At 72.6% G+C, this 19,388-nt stretch carries 20 protein-coding genes; 14 read left to right on the top strand and 6 right to left on the bottom strand.

Annotation, left to right across the window (positions count from 1 at the left end):
* Positions 1 to 70: 70 nt before the first annotated feature.
* Genes J2X59_RS13740 through J2X59_RS13715 form a run of 6 tightly spaced genes read left to right on the top strand, consistent with a single transcriptional unit; the run spans position 71 to position 4,814 of the window.
* The gene (locus J2X59_RS13740; protein ID WP_326497044.1) at positions 71 to 496 is read left to right on the top strand and encodes a MarR family winged helix-turn-helix transcriptional regulator; all 426 of its coding nucleotides are present in this window, start codon (positions 71 to 73) and stop codon (positions 494 to 496) included.
* 54 nt (positions 497 to 550) lie between these two features.
* Positions 551 to 1,192, top strand: a complete 642-nt coding sequence (locus J2X59_RS13735) for an MBL fold metallo-hydrolase (protein ID WP_126891096.1) — start codon at positions 551 to 553, stop codon at positions 1,190 to 1,192.
* A gap of 48 nt (positions 1,193 to 1,240) precedes the next feature.
* Complete coding sequence (locus tag J2X59_RS13730) at positions 1,241 to 1,921, top strand: HAD family hydrolase (protein ID WP_326497043.1); 681 nt, start codon at positions 1,241 to 1,243, stop codon at positions 1,919 to 1,921.
* 33 nt (positions 1,922 to 1,954) lie between these two features.
* Positions 1,955 to 2,437, top strand: coding sequence for a GNAT family N-acetyltransferase (locus tag J2X59_RS13725; protein WP_235426426.1), 483 nt, complete (start codon positions 1,955 to 1,957; stop codon positions 2,435 to 2,437).
* 47 nt (positions 2,438 to 2,484) lie between these two features.
* Positions 2,485 to 3,108 carry a TetR/AcrR family transcriptional regulator gene (locus tag J2X59_RS13720; RefSeq protein WP_326497042.1) on the top strand — a complete coding sequence of 208 codons (624 nt, stop codon included), beginning with the start codon at positions 2,485 to 2,487 and terminating at the stop codon, positions 3,106 to 3,108.
* Positions 3,105 to 4,814, top strand: a complete 1,710-nt coding sequence (locus J2X59_RS13715) for an MDR family MFS transporter (protein ID WP_326497041.1) — start codon at positions 3,105 to 3,107, stop codon at positions 4,812 to 4,814. The genes J2X59_RS13720 and J2X59_RS13715 overlap by 4 nt, the downstream gene beginning before the upstream one ends.
* Before the next feature lie 267 nt (positions 4,815 to 5,081).
* Here the strand turns inward: J2X59_RS13715 and J2X59_RS13710 are convergent, their stop codons facing one another.
* Positions 5,082 to 6,089 (bottom strand): LacI family DNA-binding transcriptional regulator, encoded by a 1,008-nt coding sequence (locus tag J2X59_RS13710; RefSeq protein ID WP_326497040.1) that lies wholly within the window; start codon positions 6,087 to 6,089, stop codon positions 5,082 to 5,084.
* A gap of 232 nt (positions 6,090 to 6,321) precedes the next feature.
* On the opposite strand from J2X59_RS13710, the gene uriH reads away from it, so the two are divergent.
* The 4 genes from uriH (at position 6,322) to J2X59_RS13690 (ending at position 10,623) form a co-directional block, all read left to right on the top strand.
* The gene (uriH, locus tag J2X59_RS13705) at positions 6,322 to 7,350 is read left to right on the top strand and encodes a uridine-preferring nucleoside hydrolase UriH (protein WP_066651673.1); all 1,029 of its coding nucleotides are present in this window, start codon (positions 6,322 to 6,324) and stop codon (positions 7,348 to 7,350) included.
* Positions 7,347 to 8,765, top strand: coding sequence for a uridine transporter UriT (gene uriT, locus J2X59_RS13700; RefSeq protein WP_326497066.1), 1,419 nt, complete (start codon positions 7,347 to 7,349; stop codon positions 8,763 to 8,765). Before uriH ends, uriT begins: the two co-directional genes overlap by 4 nt.
* Entirely contained in the window at positions 8,762 to 9,619 is an 858-nt protein-coding gene (locus J2X59_RS13695; RefSeq protein ID WP_209684310.1) for a ribokinase, read from the top strand. The genes uriT and J2X59_RS13695 overlap by 4 nt, the downstream gene beginning before the upstream one ends.
* Before the next feature lie 68 nt (positions 9,620 to 9,687).
* The gene (locus tag J2X59_RS13690) at positions 9,688 to 10,623 is read left to right on the top strand and encodes a Ppx/GppA phosphatase family protein (RefSeq protein WP_326497039.1); all 936 of its coding nucleotides are present in this window, start codon (positions 9,688 to 9,690) and stop codon (positions 10,621 to 10,623) included.
* Positions 10,624 to 10,670: 47 nt separating this feature from the next.
* Here the strand turns inward: J2X59_RS13690 and J2X59_RS13685 are convergent, their stop codons facing one another.
* Positions 10,671 to 11,285, bottom strand: coding sequence for an antibiotic biosynthesis monooxygenase (locus J2X59_RS13685; protein ID WP_066651677.1), 615 nt, complete (start codon positions 11,283 to 11,285; stop codon positions 10,671 to 10,673).
* 71 nt (positions 11,286 to 11,356) lie between these two features.
* Between J2X59_RS13685 and J2X59_RS13680 the strand changes: the two genes are divergently transcribed.
* The gene (locus J2X59_RS13680; RefSeq protein WP_326497038.1) at positions 11,357 to 11,857 is read left to right on the top strand and encodes a DUF6328 family protein; all 501 of its coding nucleotides are present in this window, start codon (positions 11,357 to 11,359) and stop codon (positions 11,855 to 11,857) included.
* Here the strand turns inward: J2X59_RS13680 and ku are convergent.
* Entirely contained in the window at positions 11,854 to 12,909 is a 1,056-nt protein-coding gene (gene ku / locus J2X59_RS13675; RefSeq protein WP_326497037.1) for a non-homologous end joining protein Ku, read from the bottom strand. The genes J2X59_RS13680 and ku overlap by 4 nt on opposite strands.
* A 92-nt stretch (positions 12,910 to 13,001) precedes the next feature.
* On the opposite strand from ku, the gene J2X59_RS13670 reads away from it, so the two are divergent.
* From J2X59_RS13670 to J2X59_RS13660, 3 genes are all read left to right on the top strand, one after another.
* Positions 13,002 to 13,556: a hypothetical protein gene (locus J2X59_RS13670; protein WP_326497036.1), complete on the top strand. Its 555-nt coding sequence runs from the start codon at positions 13,002 to 13,004 to the stop codon at positions 13,554 to 13,556.
* Between the two features lie 99 nt (positions 13,557 to 13,655).
* Positions 13,656 to 14,546 carry an SDR family oxidoreductase gene (locus tag J2X59_RS13665; protein WP_271826981.1) on the top strand — a complete coding sequence of 297 codons (891 nt, stop codon included), beginning with the start codon at positions 13,656 to 13,658 and terminating at the stop codon, positions 14,544 to 14,546.
* Entirely contained in the window at positions 14,543 to 17,065 is a 2,523-nt protein-coding gene (locus tag J2X59_RS13660; protein ID WP_326497035.1) for an ATP-dependent DNA ligase, read from the top strand. Before J2X59_RS13665 ends, J2X59_RS13660 begins: the two co-directional genes overlap by 4 nt.
* Before the next feature lie 306 nt (positions 17,066 to 17,371).
* Here the strand turns inward: J2X59_RS13660 and J2X59_RS13655 are convergent, their stop codons facing one another.
* From J2X59_RS13655 to J2X59_RS13645, 3 genes are all read right to left on the bottom strand, one after another.
* Positions 17,372 to 17,545, bottom strand: a complete 174-nt coding sequence (locus J2X59_RS13655) for a hypothetical protein (protein ID WP_158407720.1) — start codon at positions 17,543 to 17,545, stop codon at positions 17,372 to 17,374.
* A gap of 10 nt (positions 17,546 to 17,555) precedes the next feature.
* Positions 17,556 to 18,521, bottom strand: coding sequence for a sugar phosphate isomerase/epimerase family protein (locus tag J2X59_RS13650; RefSeq protein WP_326497034.1), 966 nt, complete (start codon positions 18,519 to 18,521; stop codon positions 17,556 to 17,558).
* Positions 18,522 to 18,699: 178 nt separating this feature from the next.
* Positions 18,700 to 19,383, bottom strand: a complete 684-nt coding sequence (locus tag J2X59_RS13645; protein WP_326497033.1) for a fumarylacetoacetate hydrolase family protein — start codon at positions 19,381 to 19,383, stop codon at positions 18,700 to 18,702.
* Positions 19,384 to 19,388 lie beyond the last annotated feature (5 nt).

The following is a 19,388-nucleotide window of genomic DNA, read 5'->3' as shown; positions in this document are numbered from 1 at the left end:
GTGACGGACGGGAGGCCCGTGGCGACGCCGCCACGGGCCTCCCGTCCGTTCCGCGGTAGCGTCGGGGCCCATGGACCCGATCGACGAACTCGCCGCCGAGTTGCGCCAGTCGATCGGCCGCGTCGTGCGCGCGGCCCGTCGCGAGGGCGACAGCCTGCCGCCGGCGCACTCGACGACGCTGGGGTTCCTCGGTCGCGAGGGGCCGATGACGATCGCGGAGCTCGCCCGTCGACGCGGCGTGAAGCACCAGGGGCAGTCCCGGACGGTCGCGGAGCTGACGCGCCAGGAGTACGTCGAGCGGACCGTGTCCGAGACGGACCGACGGGCGTCGGTGATCCGCATCACCGACGCCGGCCGCGCCGCGCTGCAGCGGGACATGGACGGGCGCGCGGACTGGCTCGCGACCGCTGTGCGTGCGGAGCTCGACGACGACGAGCGCGCCCTCCTCGCCCGGTTGCCCGACATCCTCGAGCGTCTCGCGCGCCGGGCCGACTGACGGCCCCTCCGGCAACCGGTCCCATTTGTACAACAGCGTTGTACAGTTGGCGGCATGCAGCTGACGAAGTACAACCACGCCACCGTCGTCCTCGAGCAGGACGGCGCCTCGCTCGTCATCGACCCGGGCTCGTTCACGCCCGAGTCCGCCGACCTCGTCGCCGGGGCCACGGTCGTCCTCGTCACCCACGAGCACGCCGACCACTTCGCCGTCGATGCGATCCGTGCGGGTCTGGAGCGCAGCGCCGACGTCGTCGTCCACGGCCCGGCGTCGGTCGTCGAGCAGCTCGGCGACCACGACGGTCGCGTCCGCACGGTCACCGCGGGCGACACGGTCGAGGTCGGGCCCTTCCGCGCCCGGGTCTTCGGGGAGGAGCACGCGGTCATCCACCGCGACATCCCCACCATCGCGAACGTGGGCTACCTGGTGAACGACGCCGTCTTCCACCCGGGCGACGCCTACCTCGTGCCGGACGTCCCGGTCCGGACCCTGCTCGTCCCGACGAGCGGGCCGTGGGCGAAGACCGGCGAGGGTGTCGACTACGTCCGCGCGGTCGCACCGGAGCGCGTTGTGCAGATCCACGAGCTGCTCCTCAGCGAGGGCGGTCAGGAGATGAACGTCCGGATGTTCGGCACCGAGGGCCTCGGTGGCGTCCCGGCGTCGATCCTGCCCGTCGGTTCGTCGATCGAGGTCTGATCGCGCGACCCTGGGTCGCACCGGTGGTCGTGGGAGCAGGCTGGGCGGATGCCTGATGCTCCCTCGACCGCCGTCCTCTTCGACATCGACGGCACCCTCGCCGACTCGAACTACGCGCACGTCGACGCATGGTGGCGAGCGTTCCGAGCCGCCGGCGAGTCCGTCGACGCGTGGCGGATCCACCGGGCGATCGGCATGGACTCCGGGCGCCTGCTCGAGGAACTGCTGCCCGACGCCTCCGACGAGGTCCGCGACACCGCGAAGCAGTTCCACACCGCCTACTACTCGGAGCACATGCCGCAGCTGCGGCTGCTGCCCGGGGCGCGTGAACTGCTCGAGGCGGTCGCCGACGCCGGCCACGCGGTCGTGCTGGCGACGAGTGCGCCCGAATCGGAGCTGTCGGTGCTGCGCGAGCTGCTCGACGCGTCCGCGTGGGTGACGGCCGAGACGAGCTCGGAGGACGTGGAGCAGGCGAAGCCGGACCCCGGGATCATCCAGGTCGCGCTCGACGAGGTCGGCGTCGCTGCGGATCGCGCGGTGATGGTCGGTGACGCGATGTGGGACGTCGAGTCGTCGGGGAAGGTCGGGCTGCCCTGCGTCGGTGTGATGACCGGCGGGATCGGCGGCGACGAACTCCGCGGAGCCGGTGCCGCGGCCGTGTACGACGACGCAGCCGCCGTGCTCGCCGCGTTCCGAGCGGGCGAGGGGCCCATCGCCGCGCTGGCCTGAGTCCCGTCCCCGTGCGTGCGAGGATGGACGATCGTGATCACGATCGAGCGCGTTGCCTGGGACGACCCCCGTGGAGTTGCCCTCCGCGCCACCATGGACGACGAGATGCACGAGCGTTACGGTGACGGGCACGCGGACGAGGACCCGGCCGTCACCGCCGAGCGGAACCGTGTGCTGGCCGTCGACCCGGCGACCGTGATCACCTCGTTGCTCGCGATCGACGAGGACGGTTCCGCCCTCGGGCACATCGCCGTCCGGCACCTCGGCGACGAGGTCGAGCTGAAGCGCCTGATCGTCCTCGCCGCCGCCCGCGGCAAGGGCGCCGCCACCGCGCTGCTCACCGAGGGCGAGCAGGTCGCACGCGAGCAGGGCGTGTCCCGCGTGATCCTGCAGACCGGCGACAAGCAGCCCGAGGCCGTCGCGCTGTACCGCAAGACGGGGTGGCAGCAGATCGACGTCTACGAGCCGTACGCCGCGACCATGCCCTGGTCGTTCTGCTTCGCGAAGGCGCTGTAACCCGTCCTCCTGTTGCACTCTCAGCATCAGAGTGCAATTCTTGCTCGGTGAGCCCCACCGAACGCACCCGCACGCTGCGCCGACGCATGGTCGTCGAGGCACGCCGGGCCACGATCGAGCACGGTCTGCACGGCTTCACCATCGAGCAGCTCTGCGAGACGGTCGGCGTCTCACGGCGCACGTTCTTCAACCACTTCGCGTCGAAGGACGACGCCGTGCTCGGCATCGAGCAGGGCGCGATGTCGGAACTGCTCGCGGCGTACGCCGACGGCTCGCTCGTGCCGATGGACCTCGACCCGCTCGGGTCGATCGTCGCGCTCGCGATCGAGCAGATGCACGTCGTCGGGCTCGACCGCGCCGACGAGGCACTGGTCCGTCGGGTGTTCGACGCCGAGCCGCTGATGGTCGCGAAGTTCCTGGCGGCCGCGGACGTCCAGCTCGCCGCGGTCGGACAGGCCGTGCGGGAGCGCTTCGGGTGGATCGACCCGGACGATCGACGGGCCCAGCTGGTCGCCGAGGCGGCCGCGGGCCTGCTCAAGGTCACCGCCGGCACCTACTTCGACGACGCCTTCGACGAGTCGACCGGGCCGTCGTTCGACGCGCTGCTCACCGACAACCTCCGCCAGCTCAGGGCGGCCATCACCACCACCGGACAGGACCACACCGCATGAGCGCCACCGCGCAGGGCACGAAGCGTGCCCGACCCGGATCCGACGGACCGCTGCTGCTGACGCAGCGACGCATCTGGATCATCTTCTCCGCCCTCATCGCCGGCATGCTCCTGTCGAGCCTCGACCAGACGATCGTGTCGACGGCGATGCCCACCATCGTGGGTGAACTCGGCGGCGTCGCGCACCAGGCCTGGCTCACCACCGGCTACCTGCTCGCTTCGACCATCGTGATGCCGATCTACGGCAAGTTCGGCGACGTCCTCGGGCGTCGCAACCTGTTCCTCGTCGCGATCGCCCTGTTCACGATCGCGTCCGCCGGCTGCGCCTTCGCCGGCGACTTCACGCAGCTCGTCGTCTTCCGCGCGATGCAGGGCCTCGGTGGCGGCGGCCTGATGATCCTGTCGCAGGCGATCATCGCCGACATCGTCCCCGCCTCGGAGCGCGGCAAGTACCTCGGCCCGCTCGGCGCGATCTTCGGCCTGTCCGCGATCGGCGGCCCGCTGCTCGGTGGGTTCTTCGTCGACCACCTCACCTGGAACTGGGCGTTCTACATCAACATCCCGGTCGGCATCGCGGCGTTCTTCGTCGCCTGGTTCGCGCTGACCCTGCCGACGAAGAAGGCCGAGAAGCGGATCGACGTGCTCGGCGTCGTGCTCATGTCTGCCGCGACCACGTGCCTCGTGTTCTTCTCGGAGTTCGGCGGCAGCAGGGACCACGGCTGGGACGCCCCCGAGACGTGGGCCTGGTTCGCCGGACTCGTCGTCTCGGCCGCGCTGCTCGTGCTCGTCGAGTCGCGCGTCGAGGACCCGGTGCTGCCGATGTCCTTCTTCCGCAACCGCACGTTCCTGCTCGCGACGGGCATCGGCCTCGTGCTCGGCATCGGCATGTTCGCCGCGATCGGGTTCGTCCCGACGTTCCTGCAGATGGCGTCGGGCACCTCGGCCGCGGTGTCCGGCCTGCTCATGCTGCCGATGATGGTCGGCCTCATCGGTACCTCGATCGCGTCCGGCAACCTCATCACCAAGACCGGCCGCTACCGGGCGTTCCCGATCGTCGGCACGGTGCTGGTCGCGCTGGCCATGCTCGCCATGACGCAGCTCGCCGCAGACACCCCGATCTGGCTCATCTGCGCCTACCTGTTCGTGTTCGGCGCGGGGCTCGGGCTCATCATGCAGGTGGTCGTCCTCGTCGCCCAGAACGCCGTGCCCGCGGAGCAGGTGGGGACCGCCACGTCGACGAACAACTACTTCCGCGAGGTCGGCGCATCACTGGGCACCGCCGTCTTCGGCGCGCTGTTCACGGCACGGCTGACGAGCGCGCTGACCGACGTCTTCACCTCGGCCGGCGGGTCCGCCACCGACGCGGCGTCCTCGGCGGGCAGCATCGACCCGGCCACCGTCGCGAAGCTGCCCGAGGCGGTGCAGGACGGCATCGTCAACGCGTACGCCGACTCGCTCGCGCCCGTGTTCTGGTACCTGCTGCCGTTCATCGCGGTCGCGTTCCTGCTCGCACTGTTCCTGCCGCAGATCCGCCTGTCGGACACGGCCGGCATGGTCGCCCGTGGCGAGGCGGTCGGCGGCGCCGAGGCGGACGAGCTCGAGCGTGCGCAGCGGGCCGGGACGGCCGGGTCGGCCGCGGCTCCGTCGCCCGGCCAGGCGTCGGAGCGCGGCGAGACGCCGGTGTCGGGGCGGGACACCTCCGCCTGACGCGGGCGCTCCGTGCGCCGAGACGCCGGCGTCGGCGCGAGACGCCCCCGCGCGTGCGAGACGCCTCCGGAACCGGGGGCGTCTCGCGTGTTCCGGTGCGTCCCCGGCAGACGCCGGCGTCTCGCGGTCCGACACCGCGTCTCGCCGGCGGAACGGGGCCGTGTCGCCGGAACGGGGCCGCGTCGCCGGACGTGCGCCGCGTCGGACGGGAGGCGCGGTGCCGGCCGGTGCCGCGCCTCCCGTCCGGTGGATCGTTCGGAGGCGCCGTCAGGCGCCGGTGCTGGCGCGGGGGACCAGGCGGGCCGGCAGGTCGACGGGCTCCACCGCGGTGCCGTCGATCGTCGCGAGCAGGCGCAGGGCGGCGGTGCGGCCGAGCTCGGCTCCCGGGAGGGCGACGCTCGTCAGGGCCGGCGCCGTGACCGACGACGAGGGCAGGTCGTCGAAGCCCGCGACCGCCAGGTCCTCGGGGACCCGGAGCCCCATCGCGCCCGCGACCCGGAGCACGCCGTACGCCAGGGTGTCCGCCGCCGCCACGACCGCGGTGACGCCGTCCTCGTGCCACGCCTCGACCACGTGCTCGGTCGCCAGCGCGGCGGCGTCGACCGTCAGGTCCGCGCGGGCACCGATCTCCGAGACCGTGATCCCGGCGGCGGCGCAGGCCTCGTCGAACATCCGGTGGCGGATGCCGAACGTGGCGACCCGAGCGGTGCCGTCGAGGTACGCCACGTGGTCGTGTCCGCGGTCCCGCAGGTGGGCGACGAGCGCGTCGATGCCCGGAGCGAGGTCGTAGTCGACGGCGGTGGTGCCCTCGGCGGCGTCGGGGGCGTCGAGCAGCACGACGGGCACGCTCGCGTCCATCGACTCGCCGGCTGCCGGGGCGTCGACCAGGATCCCCGCCGGCCGCAGCCGCTCGAAGCGCCGGAGGTCGGCAGCGGTGGGCTGTGCGCCGCGCTCGGTGACCGAGAGCACGAGCTGGTACCGGTCGCCCAGGGTGTCCCGCACGCCGCGGATCACCTCGGCGAAGAACGGGTTCGACAGGTCGGGTGCGATGAGCACGACCAGGTCGCCGGTGCCGCGGGCGAGGGTGCTCGCCGCGTGGTCGACGACGTACCCGAGGGCTTCCACCGCGTCACGCACCCGCTCCGCGATCGGCGGGGACACCCGCCCGCGCTCCTTGCCGTTGACGACCAGGGAGACCGTCGCGATGCTCGTGCCCGCGCGTTCGGCCACCATCGCCGCGGTCACGCGACGGCCGTGAGCGGCGGGGGAGGGCACCCGACGAGCCTACCGACCGACGAGGGCAGGCGGTCGGACGAGGATCGCTCAGAGTTGACGTCAAGCGCTTGACGTGTTCGAATGTCAAACGCTTGACGCGCCGCGCTGGAGTTGGTTCCTCCACGGTGCGGACCCCACCGCGTCGAGCACATACCTCCGTCCGGCGCTGCCGGACACGACGGGCTGCGAGCAGCCCGCCGACGCCGATCCCCGACGAAGTGGAGCGCCCCAGGTGCCCGATGCAACGACGCAGAAGATCATCCTCGACTGCGACCCCGGCCACGACGACGCCGTCGCCATCCTGCTGGCACACGGCAACCCGACGATCGAGCTCCTCGCCGTCACCACCGTCGTCGGCAACCAGACCCTGCCGAAGGTCACCCGCAACGCCCTCGCCGTGGCGCGCATCGCCGGCATCACGGGCGTGCCGTTCGCCGCGGGCGCCGACCGACCGCTGCTGCGCGAGATCGAGGTCGCCCCGGAGATCCACGGCGAGAGCGGCCTGGACGGGCCGATGCTCCCCGAGCCGTCGTTCGGCCTGGACGAGCGGCACGCGGTCGACCTCATCATCGACACCGTGATGGCGCACGAGCCCGGCACCGTGACGATCGTCCCGACCGCCGGCCTGACGAACATCGCCCTCGCCGTCCGCAAGGAACCGCGCATCGTCGAGCGCGTCAAGCAGGTCGTCCTGATGGGCGGCGGCGTGCACGTGGGCAACTGGAGCCCGGTCGCCGAGTTCAACATCGTCATCGACCCCGAGGCAGCGGACATCGTGTTCCGCGCCGGGTGGGACGTCGTCATGGTCGGGCTCGACCTGACCCACCAGGCACTCGCCACCCCCGAGGTGGCCGCGCGCATCGCCGCCGTCGGCACCGGGCCCGCAGCGTTCGTCGGCGAGCTGCTCGAGTTCTTCGGCAAGGCCTACGAGGACGCCCAGGGGTTCGACGCCCCGCCCGTGCACGATCCCTGCGCCGTCGCGTACGTCATCGACCCGACGATCGTCCGCGCGGTGCGGATGCCGATCGCGATCGAGACGACGGGCACCCACACGCTCGGCATGACCGTCGCGGACCTCCGCGGTCCCGCGCCCGAGGACTGCCGCACGTCCGCGGCGATGGAGCTCGACCACGGGCGCTTCTGGGACCTGGTGGTCGACGCCCTCGAGCGGATCGGCGAGACGCCCGACACCGGGTGGTCCCCGCGCGCCGCAGCCCGGGCCGTCGAGTCCGCCGACACGACCGTCACCCCGGAGGCCTGAGCACCGTGACCACCACCTCGACGACGAAGTCGATCGGCGCCCTCACCGCCGCCCTGCTCGCCGCGTGCGTCGCGTTCCAGCTCAACGCGAGCATGCTCAGCCCGGCGCTCGCGACGATGGCGGACGAACTCCGCACCGACGACGCGACCATCGGGCTCTCGCAGACGCTGTTCTTCACGATCGCCGCCCTGTTCTCGCTGTTCCTGCCCCGGCTGTCGGACATCGTCGGCCGCAAGCGGGTCCTGCTCGGCATGCTCCTCGTGATGCTCGTCGGCAGCGTGGTCGCCGCCCTCGCCGTGAACGTGCCGATGCTCTTCGCCGGCCGCATGATCCAGGGCGTCACCGGGCCGGTCGTCCCGATCGGCCTGCTCATCCTGCGCAACGAGATCGCCGACCCCAAGCGCTACGGTGCAGCCCTCGGCCTGCTCACCGCCGTGAACGGTGGCATCGCCGGTGTCGACGCGCTGGCCGGCGGCTGGATCGCCACCCACTTCGGCTTCCGCGGCATCTTCTGGGCGATCGCGGTCGTCACGGTCCTCGCCGCGCTCATGGTGGCGGTGTGGGGCGTCGAGTCGAAGCCGTCCGCCGGCACCCGGATGGACTGGTGGGGCGTGCTCCCGCTCGTCGTCAGCGTCGGCGCACTGCTCACGGCGTTCAACGAGGCCGGCAAGCTCGCCCAGGCCGACTGGGCGCTCGTCGTCGGCGGGATCGTCGTCGCCCTGGTCGCGTTCACGGTCTTCTGGGCGGTCGAGTCGCGGGTCCGCGAGCCGCTCGTCGAGACCCGGTACCTGCGGCGTCGCGGGACCTGGGCGCTCCTCGTGACGACGCTGCTCACCATGACGGGGGTCTTCGCCGTCGTGAACGGGCTGGTCACGAGCCTGGCCCAGAACGACGAGGTCGGCTTCGGCATGGAGGCGGACGTCGCATCGCTCGCGTTCCTCGTGCCGTACGCGCTGGTGGGCTGGGTCGTCGGACCCTTCTCCGGCCGCCTCGCACCGACGCTCGGCTACCGCGCCGTGCTCCGCGTCGGCCTCGTCGGCAGCATCGTCGCGACGCTCGTCATGGCGTTCGTCGGCGTCCACTCGCTGCCCGTGCTCGTCGCCGCCACCGTGCTCATCGGCATCACCTACGCGGGCATCGCGAACATCGTGCTGAACGGGCTCGGCATCGTGCTCTCGCCGGACTCGAACCCCGGCTTCCTGCCGGGCCTCAACGCGGGCGCGTTCAACCTCGGTGCGGGCATCAGCTTCGCGGTCCTCCCGGCGCTGCAGATCGCACTCGGCACCGGCGGGTCAGCGGGCACCGCCGGCTACTCCGGTGGCATGCTCCTCGGTGCCGCGATCACCTGCGCGGCACTCGCCACGTCCTTCCTCATCCCGCGCCCGGCCTCGGCCGAGACAGGAGCCACCGCATGAGCGGCATCGTCGTCGTGGGCAGCCTCAACGCGGACCTGGTGGTCCGCACCGAGCGTTTCCCGAAGCCCGGGGAGACCCTGCAGGGGTCCGACCTCGCGATCCTGCCCGGTGGCAAGTCCGCCAACCAGGCGGTGGCAGCCGGGAGGCTCGGGGGCACCGTCCGCATGATCGGTGCGGTCGGCGACGACGGGAACGGCACACTGCTGCGCGAGTCCGTCGCATCGGCCGGCGTGGACACCACGCACGTGGCGGTCCGGCAGGGCGTCGCCACCGGGACGGCCGTCATCACGGTCGACGCCGCGGGGGAGAACACCATCGTGATCTCGGGCGGCGCGAACGCCACGCTGACCCCGGACGACGTACCCGCCGACGCCCTCGACGGCGCCGGGGTGCTCGGTCTCTGCCTCGAGGTCTCGATCGACGTCGTGCTCGCCGCCGCGCGGGCCGGCCGGGCCGCCGGAGCGACGGTGCTCACGAACCTGTCGCCGTTCGGCGCCGTGCCGCAGGAGCTCCTCGACCTGACCGACGTGCTGCTGGTCAACGAGCACGAGGCCGCCGAGCTCGGGGACCACGGCGTCGCACGCTCGATCGTGACCCGGGGCGGCGCGGGCTGCACGGTGCACGACGGGGATGCCGCGCCGGTCGACGTCGACGCCGTGCGGGTCGAGCCCGTCGACACCACGGGCTGCGGCGACGCGTTCATGGGGGCGGTGGCGCTCCGACTCGACGCCGGGGACTCCCTGCTCGAGGCCGCGCGCTTCGCCGTCGGCGTCGGCGCGTACGCCGCGACCAAGCCGGGCGCGCAGGCCTCCTACCCGACCACGTCGGACCTGGAGTCGTTCCTGCGGCCGTAGCCCGGGCCTCCCCCGCCCGTCCCGTCCCGTTGCGTCCCGCGGGAGACAACGGCCGCTAGCGTTGGTGCATGCGCGTCGGAGTCCTCGACATCGGGTCCAACACCGGCCACCTGCTCGTGGTGGACGCCCACGGCGGAGCCGCGCCCCTGCCGGCGTCGTCGTCCAAGCAGGCCCTCCGGCTCGCCGAGCACCTCGACGAGTCGGGTGCGGTGACCGCGGTCGGGGTCGACGCGCTGACGACCTTCGTCGCCGATGCCGTCCGCGTCGCCGAGGAGCGCGGCTGCGAGGACATGCTCGGCTTCGCGACCTCGGCCGTCCGCGACGCCGTGAACTCCGACGAGGTGCTCGCGCACGTCGAGCGGGAGACCGGCGTCGAGCTCGCGGTGCTGTCCGGCGAGGACGAGGCGCGCCTGACCTTCCTGGCCGTCCGACGCTGGTTCGGGTGGTCCGCCGGACGCCTTGCGGTGTTCGACATCGGCGGTGGCTCGCTCGAGATCGCCGGCGGTGCCGACGAGGCCCCCGACGTCGCGTGGTCGATGCCGATCGGCGCTGCCCGACTCGCGCGCCGGTACTTCGCGGCGGGCACGCCCTCGGAGGACGACGTCCGCCGCATCCGCCACGAGATCCGCGTCGCGATCGCCCGCGACGCCGGACTGCTGCTGCGTGCCGGGCGGCCCGACCGGGCGGTGGCGACCTCGAAGACCTTCCGGTCGATCGCCCGGATCTGCGGCGCCGCGCCCTCGGCCGCGGGACCGCTCGTGCCGCGGTCCCTCGACGGCGTGGTGCTCCGCGAGCGGCTGCCGTCACTCCTGACGATGTCGCTCGACCAGCTGGCCGACCTGCCGGGCGTCTCGCCGAGCCGGGCGCACCAGGTCGTCCCGGGAGCGCTCGTCGCCGAGGCCTGCCTGGACATCTTCGACCTGCCGGCGCTCGAGATCTGCCCGTGGGCGCTGCGCGAGGGCGTGATCCTCGAGCGGCTCGACCAGCTCTCCGTGCTCGGCTGAGACCCGACCCGACCCGACCCGGCCGGGCGGTCGGGCTCGGACGGGGCCTAGCGCTGCCGGGCGGGTCGCGGGGGAGCGAGCAGCCACGGGCGGATCAGCCCCGTGACGACGGGCAGCACCCAGAACGTCATGATCGGCGTGAGCACGAGCGTCGTGACGAGCACGCGGGGCAGCACGGCCAGGTGCCCGAACGCCGGGACGAGCCAGCCGACCAGGTAGGTGAAGGCGAGGTTGACCGGGAAGAACCCGAGCCAGATGCTCACGGCCTGCTTCCAGCGGGGCGGGGCGCTCGACGCGGGGGCGTCCTGCGGGGCGTCGAACCAGCCCTCGATGCCGGTGCGCTTCTCCACCCGGGACTCCACCACGAGGTCACGCCCCTGGTCGAGCCAGCGGAGCCGGTCGTCGGAGTTCTCCCACGTGGCGAGCTGCTCGTGGTCGGCGAACCGGTAGAGCATGTGCCACTCCCGACTGGTGGCGTGCGACCGGACCCACCCGGAGCCGAGGAAGCCCGGGTAGCGGTTCGCGAGGTTGACGCCGGACTGCACCCACGCGGTGGCGTCGGGGATGCGGTCGGGCTCGACCAGGCGGGTGATGGACACGGTGACGGGCGGGCCTGCGGTCACGGATGACGACTGCAGGCTCCCTGGCTCTTGTGGAGTCATGCGGACAGTCTCGCGGAGTCGTGTTTCCGGCTCGTGTCGGCACCGTGGGTCCGGCGCAGTAGGTTCGGCGCATGAGCGACGTCAGCGGTGCAGCACAGGACACCGAACGGGGGCGACACGAGACCCCGACCGAGCGGTGGGACCGGAACTGGTCGGACATCCAACAGGAGCTCCGGATCGTGCAGACCGGGACGCAGATCCTGGCCGGGTTCCTGCTGACGTTGCCGTTCCAGCAGCGGTTCACGATGCTCAGCACCAGCGAGGAGGTCGTCTACCTCGTGCTCGTCGCGCTCGCCGTGGTGATCACGGTCGTCGCGCTGTCCGCTGTCTCCGCGCACCGTCTGGTGTTCCGGCAGCGCCAGAAGCACGATCTGGTGCGTGCCGGCAACGCGCTGCTCATCGCGGCACTCGCGGCGAGCGCGCTGCTCTTCTCGGGCACCGTGCTGTTCGTGTTCGACGTCGTGATCGGGGACGTCGGCGGGATCATCGGCGGGGTGGTCGTGTTCCTCGGCACGGGTGCGCTCTGGGTCTCGATCCCGCTCGCGCTCCGCCGGACCCGACGCGACGGCTAGCTGGCCTGCTTCCTCGCGGGGGGCTTCTTCGCCGGAGCCTTCTTCGCGGCGGGCTCCTTCGCCGGGGTCTCCTTCGCGGGGGTCTTCTTCGCGGGGGTCTTCTTCGCCGGTGCCCTCTCGGTGGGGGCCTTCTCCGCCTCCGCGTCCCCGTCCGCACCAGCGGAACCGGACGACGACCGTGCGCCGGACGACGAGCGCGACCCCGAGCCTCCGGACCGTGACGATGACCGTGACGAGGACCGCGACGACCCCGACGGACCCGACCGCTTCTTGTCCACCGAGGCCCGCAGGGCCGCCATCAGGTCGATGACGTCCCCGCCGTCGCCGTCCTCCTCGTCCTCGGAGCGCTCACCGAACGTCTCCGCGGTGTCGACGTCGTCGCCGGCCTCGAGCTTCGCGTCGATGAGCTGCTGCAGTTCCTCCTGGTAGGAGTCCGTGTAGCGGTCCGGGTCGAAGTCGGCGGACATGCTCTCGACGAGCGAGGACGACATCTTCAGCTCGTTCGCGCTGACCTTCACCGACGCGTCGAGGGCCGCGAAGTCAGCAGCCCGGACCTCGTCGCCCCAGAGCAGCCCCTGCAGCAGGATGACGTCCTCGTTCACCCGCAGCACGCCGAGCCGGGTCTTCTGCCGCAGGGTGAACTGCACGATCGCGAGCCGGTCGGTCTTCGACAGCGTCTCGCGGAGCAGCACGTAGGCCTTCGGCGAGCGGGAGTCCGGCTCGAGGTAGTACGACTTCTCGAACATCATCGGGTCGACCTGGTCGACGGGCACGAACTCGAGCACCTCGATCTCGTGCGACTGCTCCTCGGGGAGATGCTTGAAGTCGTCGGACGTCAGCACGACGGTCTTGTCGCCGTCGTCGTAGGCGCGCTGGATGTCGGCGTACTCGACCTCGTGGCCGAACTCGCACACGCGCTTGTACCGGATGCGGCCCTTGTCCTCGTCGTGCACCTGGTGCAGGGAGACGTCGTGGGTCTCGGTCGCCGCGTACACCTTGATGGGCACGTTGACGAGCCCGAACGCGATGGAGCCCTTCCAGATCGACCTCATGGGCACATGATGCCCGTGAGTGCGGCGACGGGCCCTCAGTTCCGGGCGGATCGCCAGCCGCGCCTGGCGCCGGAGGGCGTACCGTGCTGCACATGACGGGGGACCACGAGACGACGACGGCCAGCGCGGCGACGGCGATGACGACGACGGACGACGACCGGATCGGCGCGTCGGGGTGGTGGCAGCTCGTCGCCCTGACGGTCACCGGGGCGGTCGCACCGGCGGTGTTCTTCGCGCTGCAACCGCGACCGGTCCCCTGGGTCGCAGTCGTCGTGCTCGGCCTCGCGCTGGCGGTCGTGCTCCCCGCGCTGCAGGTCTGGTCCTGGGCGCGACGGGGCGGTCGTGCCGCCGTCGTCGCGACGCGACGGTGGGTGGACGAGGGACGCGTCCCCGCCGAGGTCCCGGACGCGGTCTGGCGTCCGCGGGTGCAACGGTGGCTGGCGGACGCACGGCAGCGACGCACCAGCGGGTGCGTGTTCGTCGGGTTGGCCGCGCTGTGGGCGATCCTCGCGGCGTCGGGGACCGCAGGCGACTGGGGTGTCGCGGTCGTCTGGGCCGTACTGGGGGTCGGCACCCTCGTGCAGGGACGCGGCGACCGGGTCGGTGCGGAGCAGCTGCTCGCCGCCCCGGTGCGGACGACGGTCTGACGGCCGACGGTCCCTGCACAGCTCCGGTGTCAGGACGACCCGTCCACGGAACAGCCCGGTCCTGAACCGTCGTGCCGCCACGGCGAGCACCATGGGCCCATGAGCCAGCTCGACAAGCAGGACCCGCGTTCGCAGTACGCCCGGCCGCCGTTCCCGCCGCAGACCCAGCAGGGGTCGGGGCTGGCGAGCGCGATGGACCCGGCGCCCGACCACGGCGAGACGACCTACCTCGGGACGGGGCGGATGCCCGGGTACCGGGTGCTCGTGACCGGGGCCGACTCCGGCATCGGGCGCGCTGCCGCGATCGCGATGGCGAAGGAAGGAGCCGACGTCGCGCTGAACGCCCTGCCCGAGGAACGCGAGGACCTGGAACAGGTGCGCGACGTCGTCGGCGACCTCGGGCGCAGGGCCGTGCTGCTGCCGGGCGACCTGACCGACGAGGCGTTCTGCGACACCCTCGTGCGCGACGCCGTCAGCGAGCTCGGCGGCCTCGACGCGCTCGTGCTCGTCGCCGGACACCAGCAGGTGCACGAGGACGTGACCGAGCAGTCGACCGAGGACTTCGACCGCACCATGAAGGTCAACCTCTACTCGATGTTCTGGTTGGTGCGAGCGGCCGTCCCGCACATGGCGCCCGGCAGCGCGATCGTCACCACGAGCTCGGTCTCGGCGTACCAACCGCAGGACCGGATGATCGACTACGCCGCCACGAAGTCCGCCATCATCACCTACACGAACGGACTCGCCCGCCAGCTCGCGGCGAAGGGCATCCGGGCGAACTGCGTCGTGCCGGGGCCGGTGTGGACGCCGCTGCAGCCGATCAGCTACCCCGGTGACGAGATCGCCGCCTACGGTCAGGACACCCCCTTCGGCCGTCCGGCGCAGCCCGTCGAGCTCGGCAGCGCCTACGTCCACCTCGCCGGCCCGGAGTCCTCGTACACGTCCGGCAGCACCCTGACCGTGGCGGGAGCGACCGGGGTCGCGCTGTGAGCCCCGTCGCCCGGAAGACCACCGTCACGGTCGGCGACCGTCGGATCGCCCTGACGAACACCGACAAGGTGCTCTACCCGGCGACCGGGACGACCAAGGGCCAGGTCATCGCGTACTACGAGCGGGTGGCCCCGTGGATGATCCCGCACGTCAAGGACCGCCCCGTGACGCGGAAGCGCTGGGCGAACGGCGTGGACGGCGGGGTCTTCTTCGAGAAGAACCTGCCCGACTCGGCGCCCGACTGGGTCCGTCACCACACGATCGCGCACAAGGAGCACGACACCGAGTACCCGATCGTCGACGACCTGCCGACGCTCGTCTGGACGGCGCAGCAGGCGGCGCTCGAACTGCACGTCCCGCAGTGGCGGTTCGGTCCCCGCGGCGCGCAGCAACGTCCGGACCGGCTCGTGCTCGACCTCGACCCCGGCGAGGGTGTCGGGCTGCCGGAGTGCGTCGAGGTGGCGCTCGCCGCACGCGAGATCCTGCACGGCATGGGGCTCGACCCGTACCCGGTGACGAGCGGCTCGAAGGGCATCCACCTGTACGCGGCGCTCGACGGGCGCGCCACGACCGCACAGGTGTCCGACGTCGCGCACGAGCTCGCCCGGGCGTTGGAGCAGGACCTGCCCGACCTGGTGCTGTCCTCGATGAGCCGCGCCGAGCGACGGGGCAAGGTCTTCGTCGACTGGTCGCAGAACAACGGCAACAAGACGACGATCGCGCCGTACTCCCTGCGCGGCCGTGACCGGCCGACCGTCGCCGCGCCGCGGACCTGGCGGGAGCTCGAGGAGCGCGGGTTCGCCCAGCTGGAGTTCGAGGAGGTCCTCGACCGCCTGGAGGCCCACGGCGACCTCCTGCACCCGGTCGCCTCCGCCTCGCTGGCGGTGGGCAGGACCGACCACGGCCACTGGGACGGCGACCGGACCCAGCGTGCGAACGAGGCAGAGCAACCGGCTCGCGACCGCCTCGCGGCCTACCGCGCGAAGCGCGATGCGTCGCGGACGCCGGAGCCGGTGCCCGAGGGCGCACCGACCGTGCGGAAGGACGGCACGCCGACGTTCGTCATCCAGGAGCACCACGCGACCAGGGACCACTACGACTTCCGGCTCGAGCACGAGGGTGTGCTCGTGAGCTGGGCGCTGCCGAAGGGCGAGCCGACCGACCCCGGGAAGAACCACCTGGCGGTGCAGACCGAGGACCACCCGCTCGAGTACGGCTCGTTCGAGGGGACGATCCCGCAGGCCGAGTACGGCGGGGGGACCGTCACGATCTGGGACGACGGCACCTACGAGCTCGAGAAGTGGCGCGACGGCGAAGAGGTGATCGTCACGCTGCACGGCCGCACGAACGGCGTCCGTCGGCTGGCGCTCCTGCACACCCGAGGGCGGGGCCGCGGGAAGGACGGCGACGAGCAGAACTGGCTCATCCACCGCACGAAGGACCAACCGGACCGTCTCGCCGACGGGGGTGGCGAGGCGGATGCGGGTCGAGCCTCCCGGACACCGTCGCCGAGCGCTGCGGAGCGGCAGCGGATCGGACGTGCCGCGCCCGCGACGACGTCGCCCGCCGAGCGTCGGGCCATGCTCGCGAGCCCCGTGCAGGGGGAGCCTCGTCTCGACCCGGCGGCCTGGGCGTTCGAGATGAAGTGGGACGGCGTCCGTGCCCTGGCGACCGTGCGCGACGGACGGGTCACCCTGCGCAGCCGCAACGACAACGACCTGACCGCGCAGTACCCGGAGCTGCAGGAGCTGGGTGAGCGGGCCGGGGTCGACGGGGTCTTCGACGGCGAGGTCGTGGCGCTGGACGAGCGCGGGCGTCCGTCGTTCGGTCTGCTGCAGGACCGCATGGGACTGACCGGGGCTCGTGACGTCGAGGCTGCTCGGCGCCGGACACCCGTGCGCCTGCTGCTCTTCGACGTGCTCGAGGCCGACGGACACGACCTGACGCGGCTCGGCTACGACGCCCGGCGCGAGGCGCTCCTGACCGTCGTCGAGCGGGGTGGGGTGATCGACGTGCCCCAGGCGGTCGACGGTGACCTGGACCATGCCGTGGCGGCGTCGCGTGAGCGGGGGCTCGAGGGCGTCGTCGCGAAGAAACGGTCGTCGCGGTACGCCGAGGGCCGCCGCTCCGAGGCCTGGGTGAAGATCAAGCACCACGTCACGCAGGAGGTCGTCGTCGGTGGGTGGCGGCCCGGCAGGGGGCGCCGGGCCGGTGGCGTCGGATCGCTGCTGTTGGGCGTACCCGGCCCGGACGGACTCGAGTACGTCGGCAGGGTCGGGACGGGGTTCAGCGACCGCGACCTGGACGAGATCGGGGAGGCCCTCGGGAAGACGGAGCGGAAGACCTCGCCGTTCGTCGACGTCCCTCGCCCGGATGCTCGCGACGCCCACTGGGTCACACCGCGTCGGGTCGGTGAGGTCGAGTTCGCCGAGTGGACGGCTGACGGTCGGCTCCGACAGCCGTCGTGGCGCGGGTGGCGGCCGGACAAGGGGCCCGAGGACGTCGTCCGCGAGTCCTGACCTGGTCGGCCTCGGCGATCCCGGGCAGAGGCGGTCCGTGCGCCGGATCAGGGGACGCACGGACCGCCGCCGGTGCACCGCGGTCGGCGATCAGGGGTGGCCGACCACGGCGCGTCCGCGGCCCGGGATCACCAGAGCCCGGGCGTCCGGAACCCCCACGGTTCCGGGGTCCACTGGTGTGACGGGTCGACTCCGGGGTTCGTCACGCCGTTCGTCGGATCTCTTCCTGCAGAGCCGCTGAGGACACGAGGAGACCGTCCGGGAGCTCGGCTCCCGGACGGTCTCCGTGGTCCTCGGCGGGCCCGTTCAGGCCGCCGGCGCGGGACCGTCGGCGGGCTTCGCGGTGTCCGCGGCGGGCAGGTCCTCGTCGATCAGGTCCTCCTGCTCGGGCAGGTCGACCTCGGCGGCTGCCGCCTTGGCCTCGTCGATGGACTCCTGCGAGCGCCGGAGGAGGTCGTCGTCTGCTGCGTGATCCGTCATGCGCCCGACGCTACGCGGGTGCGCCTGTACCCGCGTCGGTCCGGGGTGCCGGTCGATCGAGCGGAGGTGCGGCGACGTCGAAGTCGACGGCGGAGGTCGGGGCAGGCGTGGTCGGCATCGCCGGGGCAGCGGGCTCGTCCGCGGCGTCCGCGGCGTCGAGCACGGCCCGGGTCGCGGCCACTGCGGTCCGGAGCGCGTCGGCCAGGGGCATCGCCCGGTGCGCGGCCGTCCGGACCTCGACACCCCAGGGCTCCTCGTGTCCGAGCCCCCGGAGCACGCGGACGAGCCCGGGCAGGTCCCATGCGCCCGATCCCGGCAGGTGCCGGGCACTGCGGGACTCCTCGGCGAGGGTGAGTCCGGACGGGGTGTGCAGCAGGCCGTCGCTGAGCTCCACCGCGGCGAGCACCTCCGGCGCGACGCCCTGGGCGATCGAGGCGAGTGTGGAGCCGCCGCGGAGCGTGTGCATGGCGTCGAGGAGCAGCCCGGCGTTCGGGTGGCCGGCCGCGGCGACGAAGCGCGATGCCCGCTCGACGGTGGGCAGGTTCGACCAGGGCTCCGGTTCGAGGACCAGGCGGGCACCGACCTTCTCGGCCTGCGCGGCGAGGTCGACGAAGTCCGCGGTCATCGCCGCTGGCGTGACCGGGTGGGCACCGGTGTCGGCACGGACGACGACCTGCCAGGCGCCGAGGGTCGCTGCCGCTTCGAGCACGACCCCACGGTCGGCCTCGTCGTCCGTCGAGCGTCCGCCGTGGCTCCACCAGCGGTCGAGTGGGCCGAGCTGCACCCAGACGATCCCGACTCGGTCGAGAACACGTCGCAGTGCCGCGAACCCGGTCGTCGCCCGCACCTCGTGGAGGTCGTCGAGTGACAGTGACAGGCCGGAGAACCCGGCATCCCCGACGGCTCGGACCCGGTCGGCGATCGGCTCGTCGCCCGCCCAGGTCCAGGACGTCGCGAGCAGGTCGTGTTCCTGCACGGCGCACCTCCTCGGTCGGGACACGCACCCGCCCCCGGCGCGCTCGGCGTCGAGCACGCTCGCGGTGTCCCGTGGTCTGGCGCCGATGGTCCCCCGGCGTCACCGACCGGTGTACGCCCCGGGGCTGCGGACGTTCCCAGCGGTGCGTGGTCGCGCACCGTCCGGCCGCGCCCGGAGGTCAGACGATGCGGGTCGTCACCGTTCCGACCTCGGCGACGAAGCCGGTGACGACCTGGCCGCGTTGCAGCGGCCCGACGCCGTCCGGGGTCCCGGTGAACAGCAGGTCACCCGGGGCGAGGGCCACCCACCGCGAGAGCTCGGCGATCGTCTCGGCGACCGACCAGACCTGGTCGGCCAGGTCACCCGACTGTCGCAGTGCGTCGTCCACGCGGAGGCCGATCGCGCCGGTGGTCGGGTCGACCCCGGCGGCCGGGACGAGCGTCCCGACCGGGGCCGAGGCGTCGAAGCCCTTCGCCAGGTCCCACGGCCGACCGAGCCGCTTGGCCTCGGCCTGCACGTCGCGACGTGTCAGGTCGATCCCCACGCCGTAGCCCCACACCAGGTCGAGGGCGTCCGCCACGGCGACGTCCGACCCGCCACGACCGAGCGCGACGACGAGTTCGACCTCGTGCTCGAGGCGGTCGGTACCCGGCGGGTAGGGGGTGTCGGCGCCGTCGGTGACCAGGGCACTGGCCGGCTTCGTGAAGAAGAACGGCGGCTCGCGGTCAGGGTCGTGGCCCATCTCGCGGGCGTGGGCTGCGTAGTTGCGGCCGACGCAGTACACCCGACGGACGGGGAACCGACCGCCGGACGTCGTCGGCAGCGTGGGCTGGTCCGGAGCGGGGATGACGAGGTCCTGCACGTGCC

Source organism: Curtobacterium sp. 260 (genome assembly GCF_030803485.1).
Taxonomy (GTDB): Bacteria; Actinomycetota; Actinomycetes; order Actinomycetales; family Microbacteriaceae; genus Curtobacterium.
The sequence above is the reverse complement of the archived record's forward strand: the minus strand, read 5'-3'. Positions and strand labels throughout refer to the sequence as shown.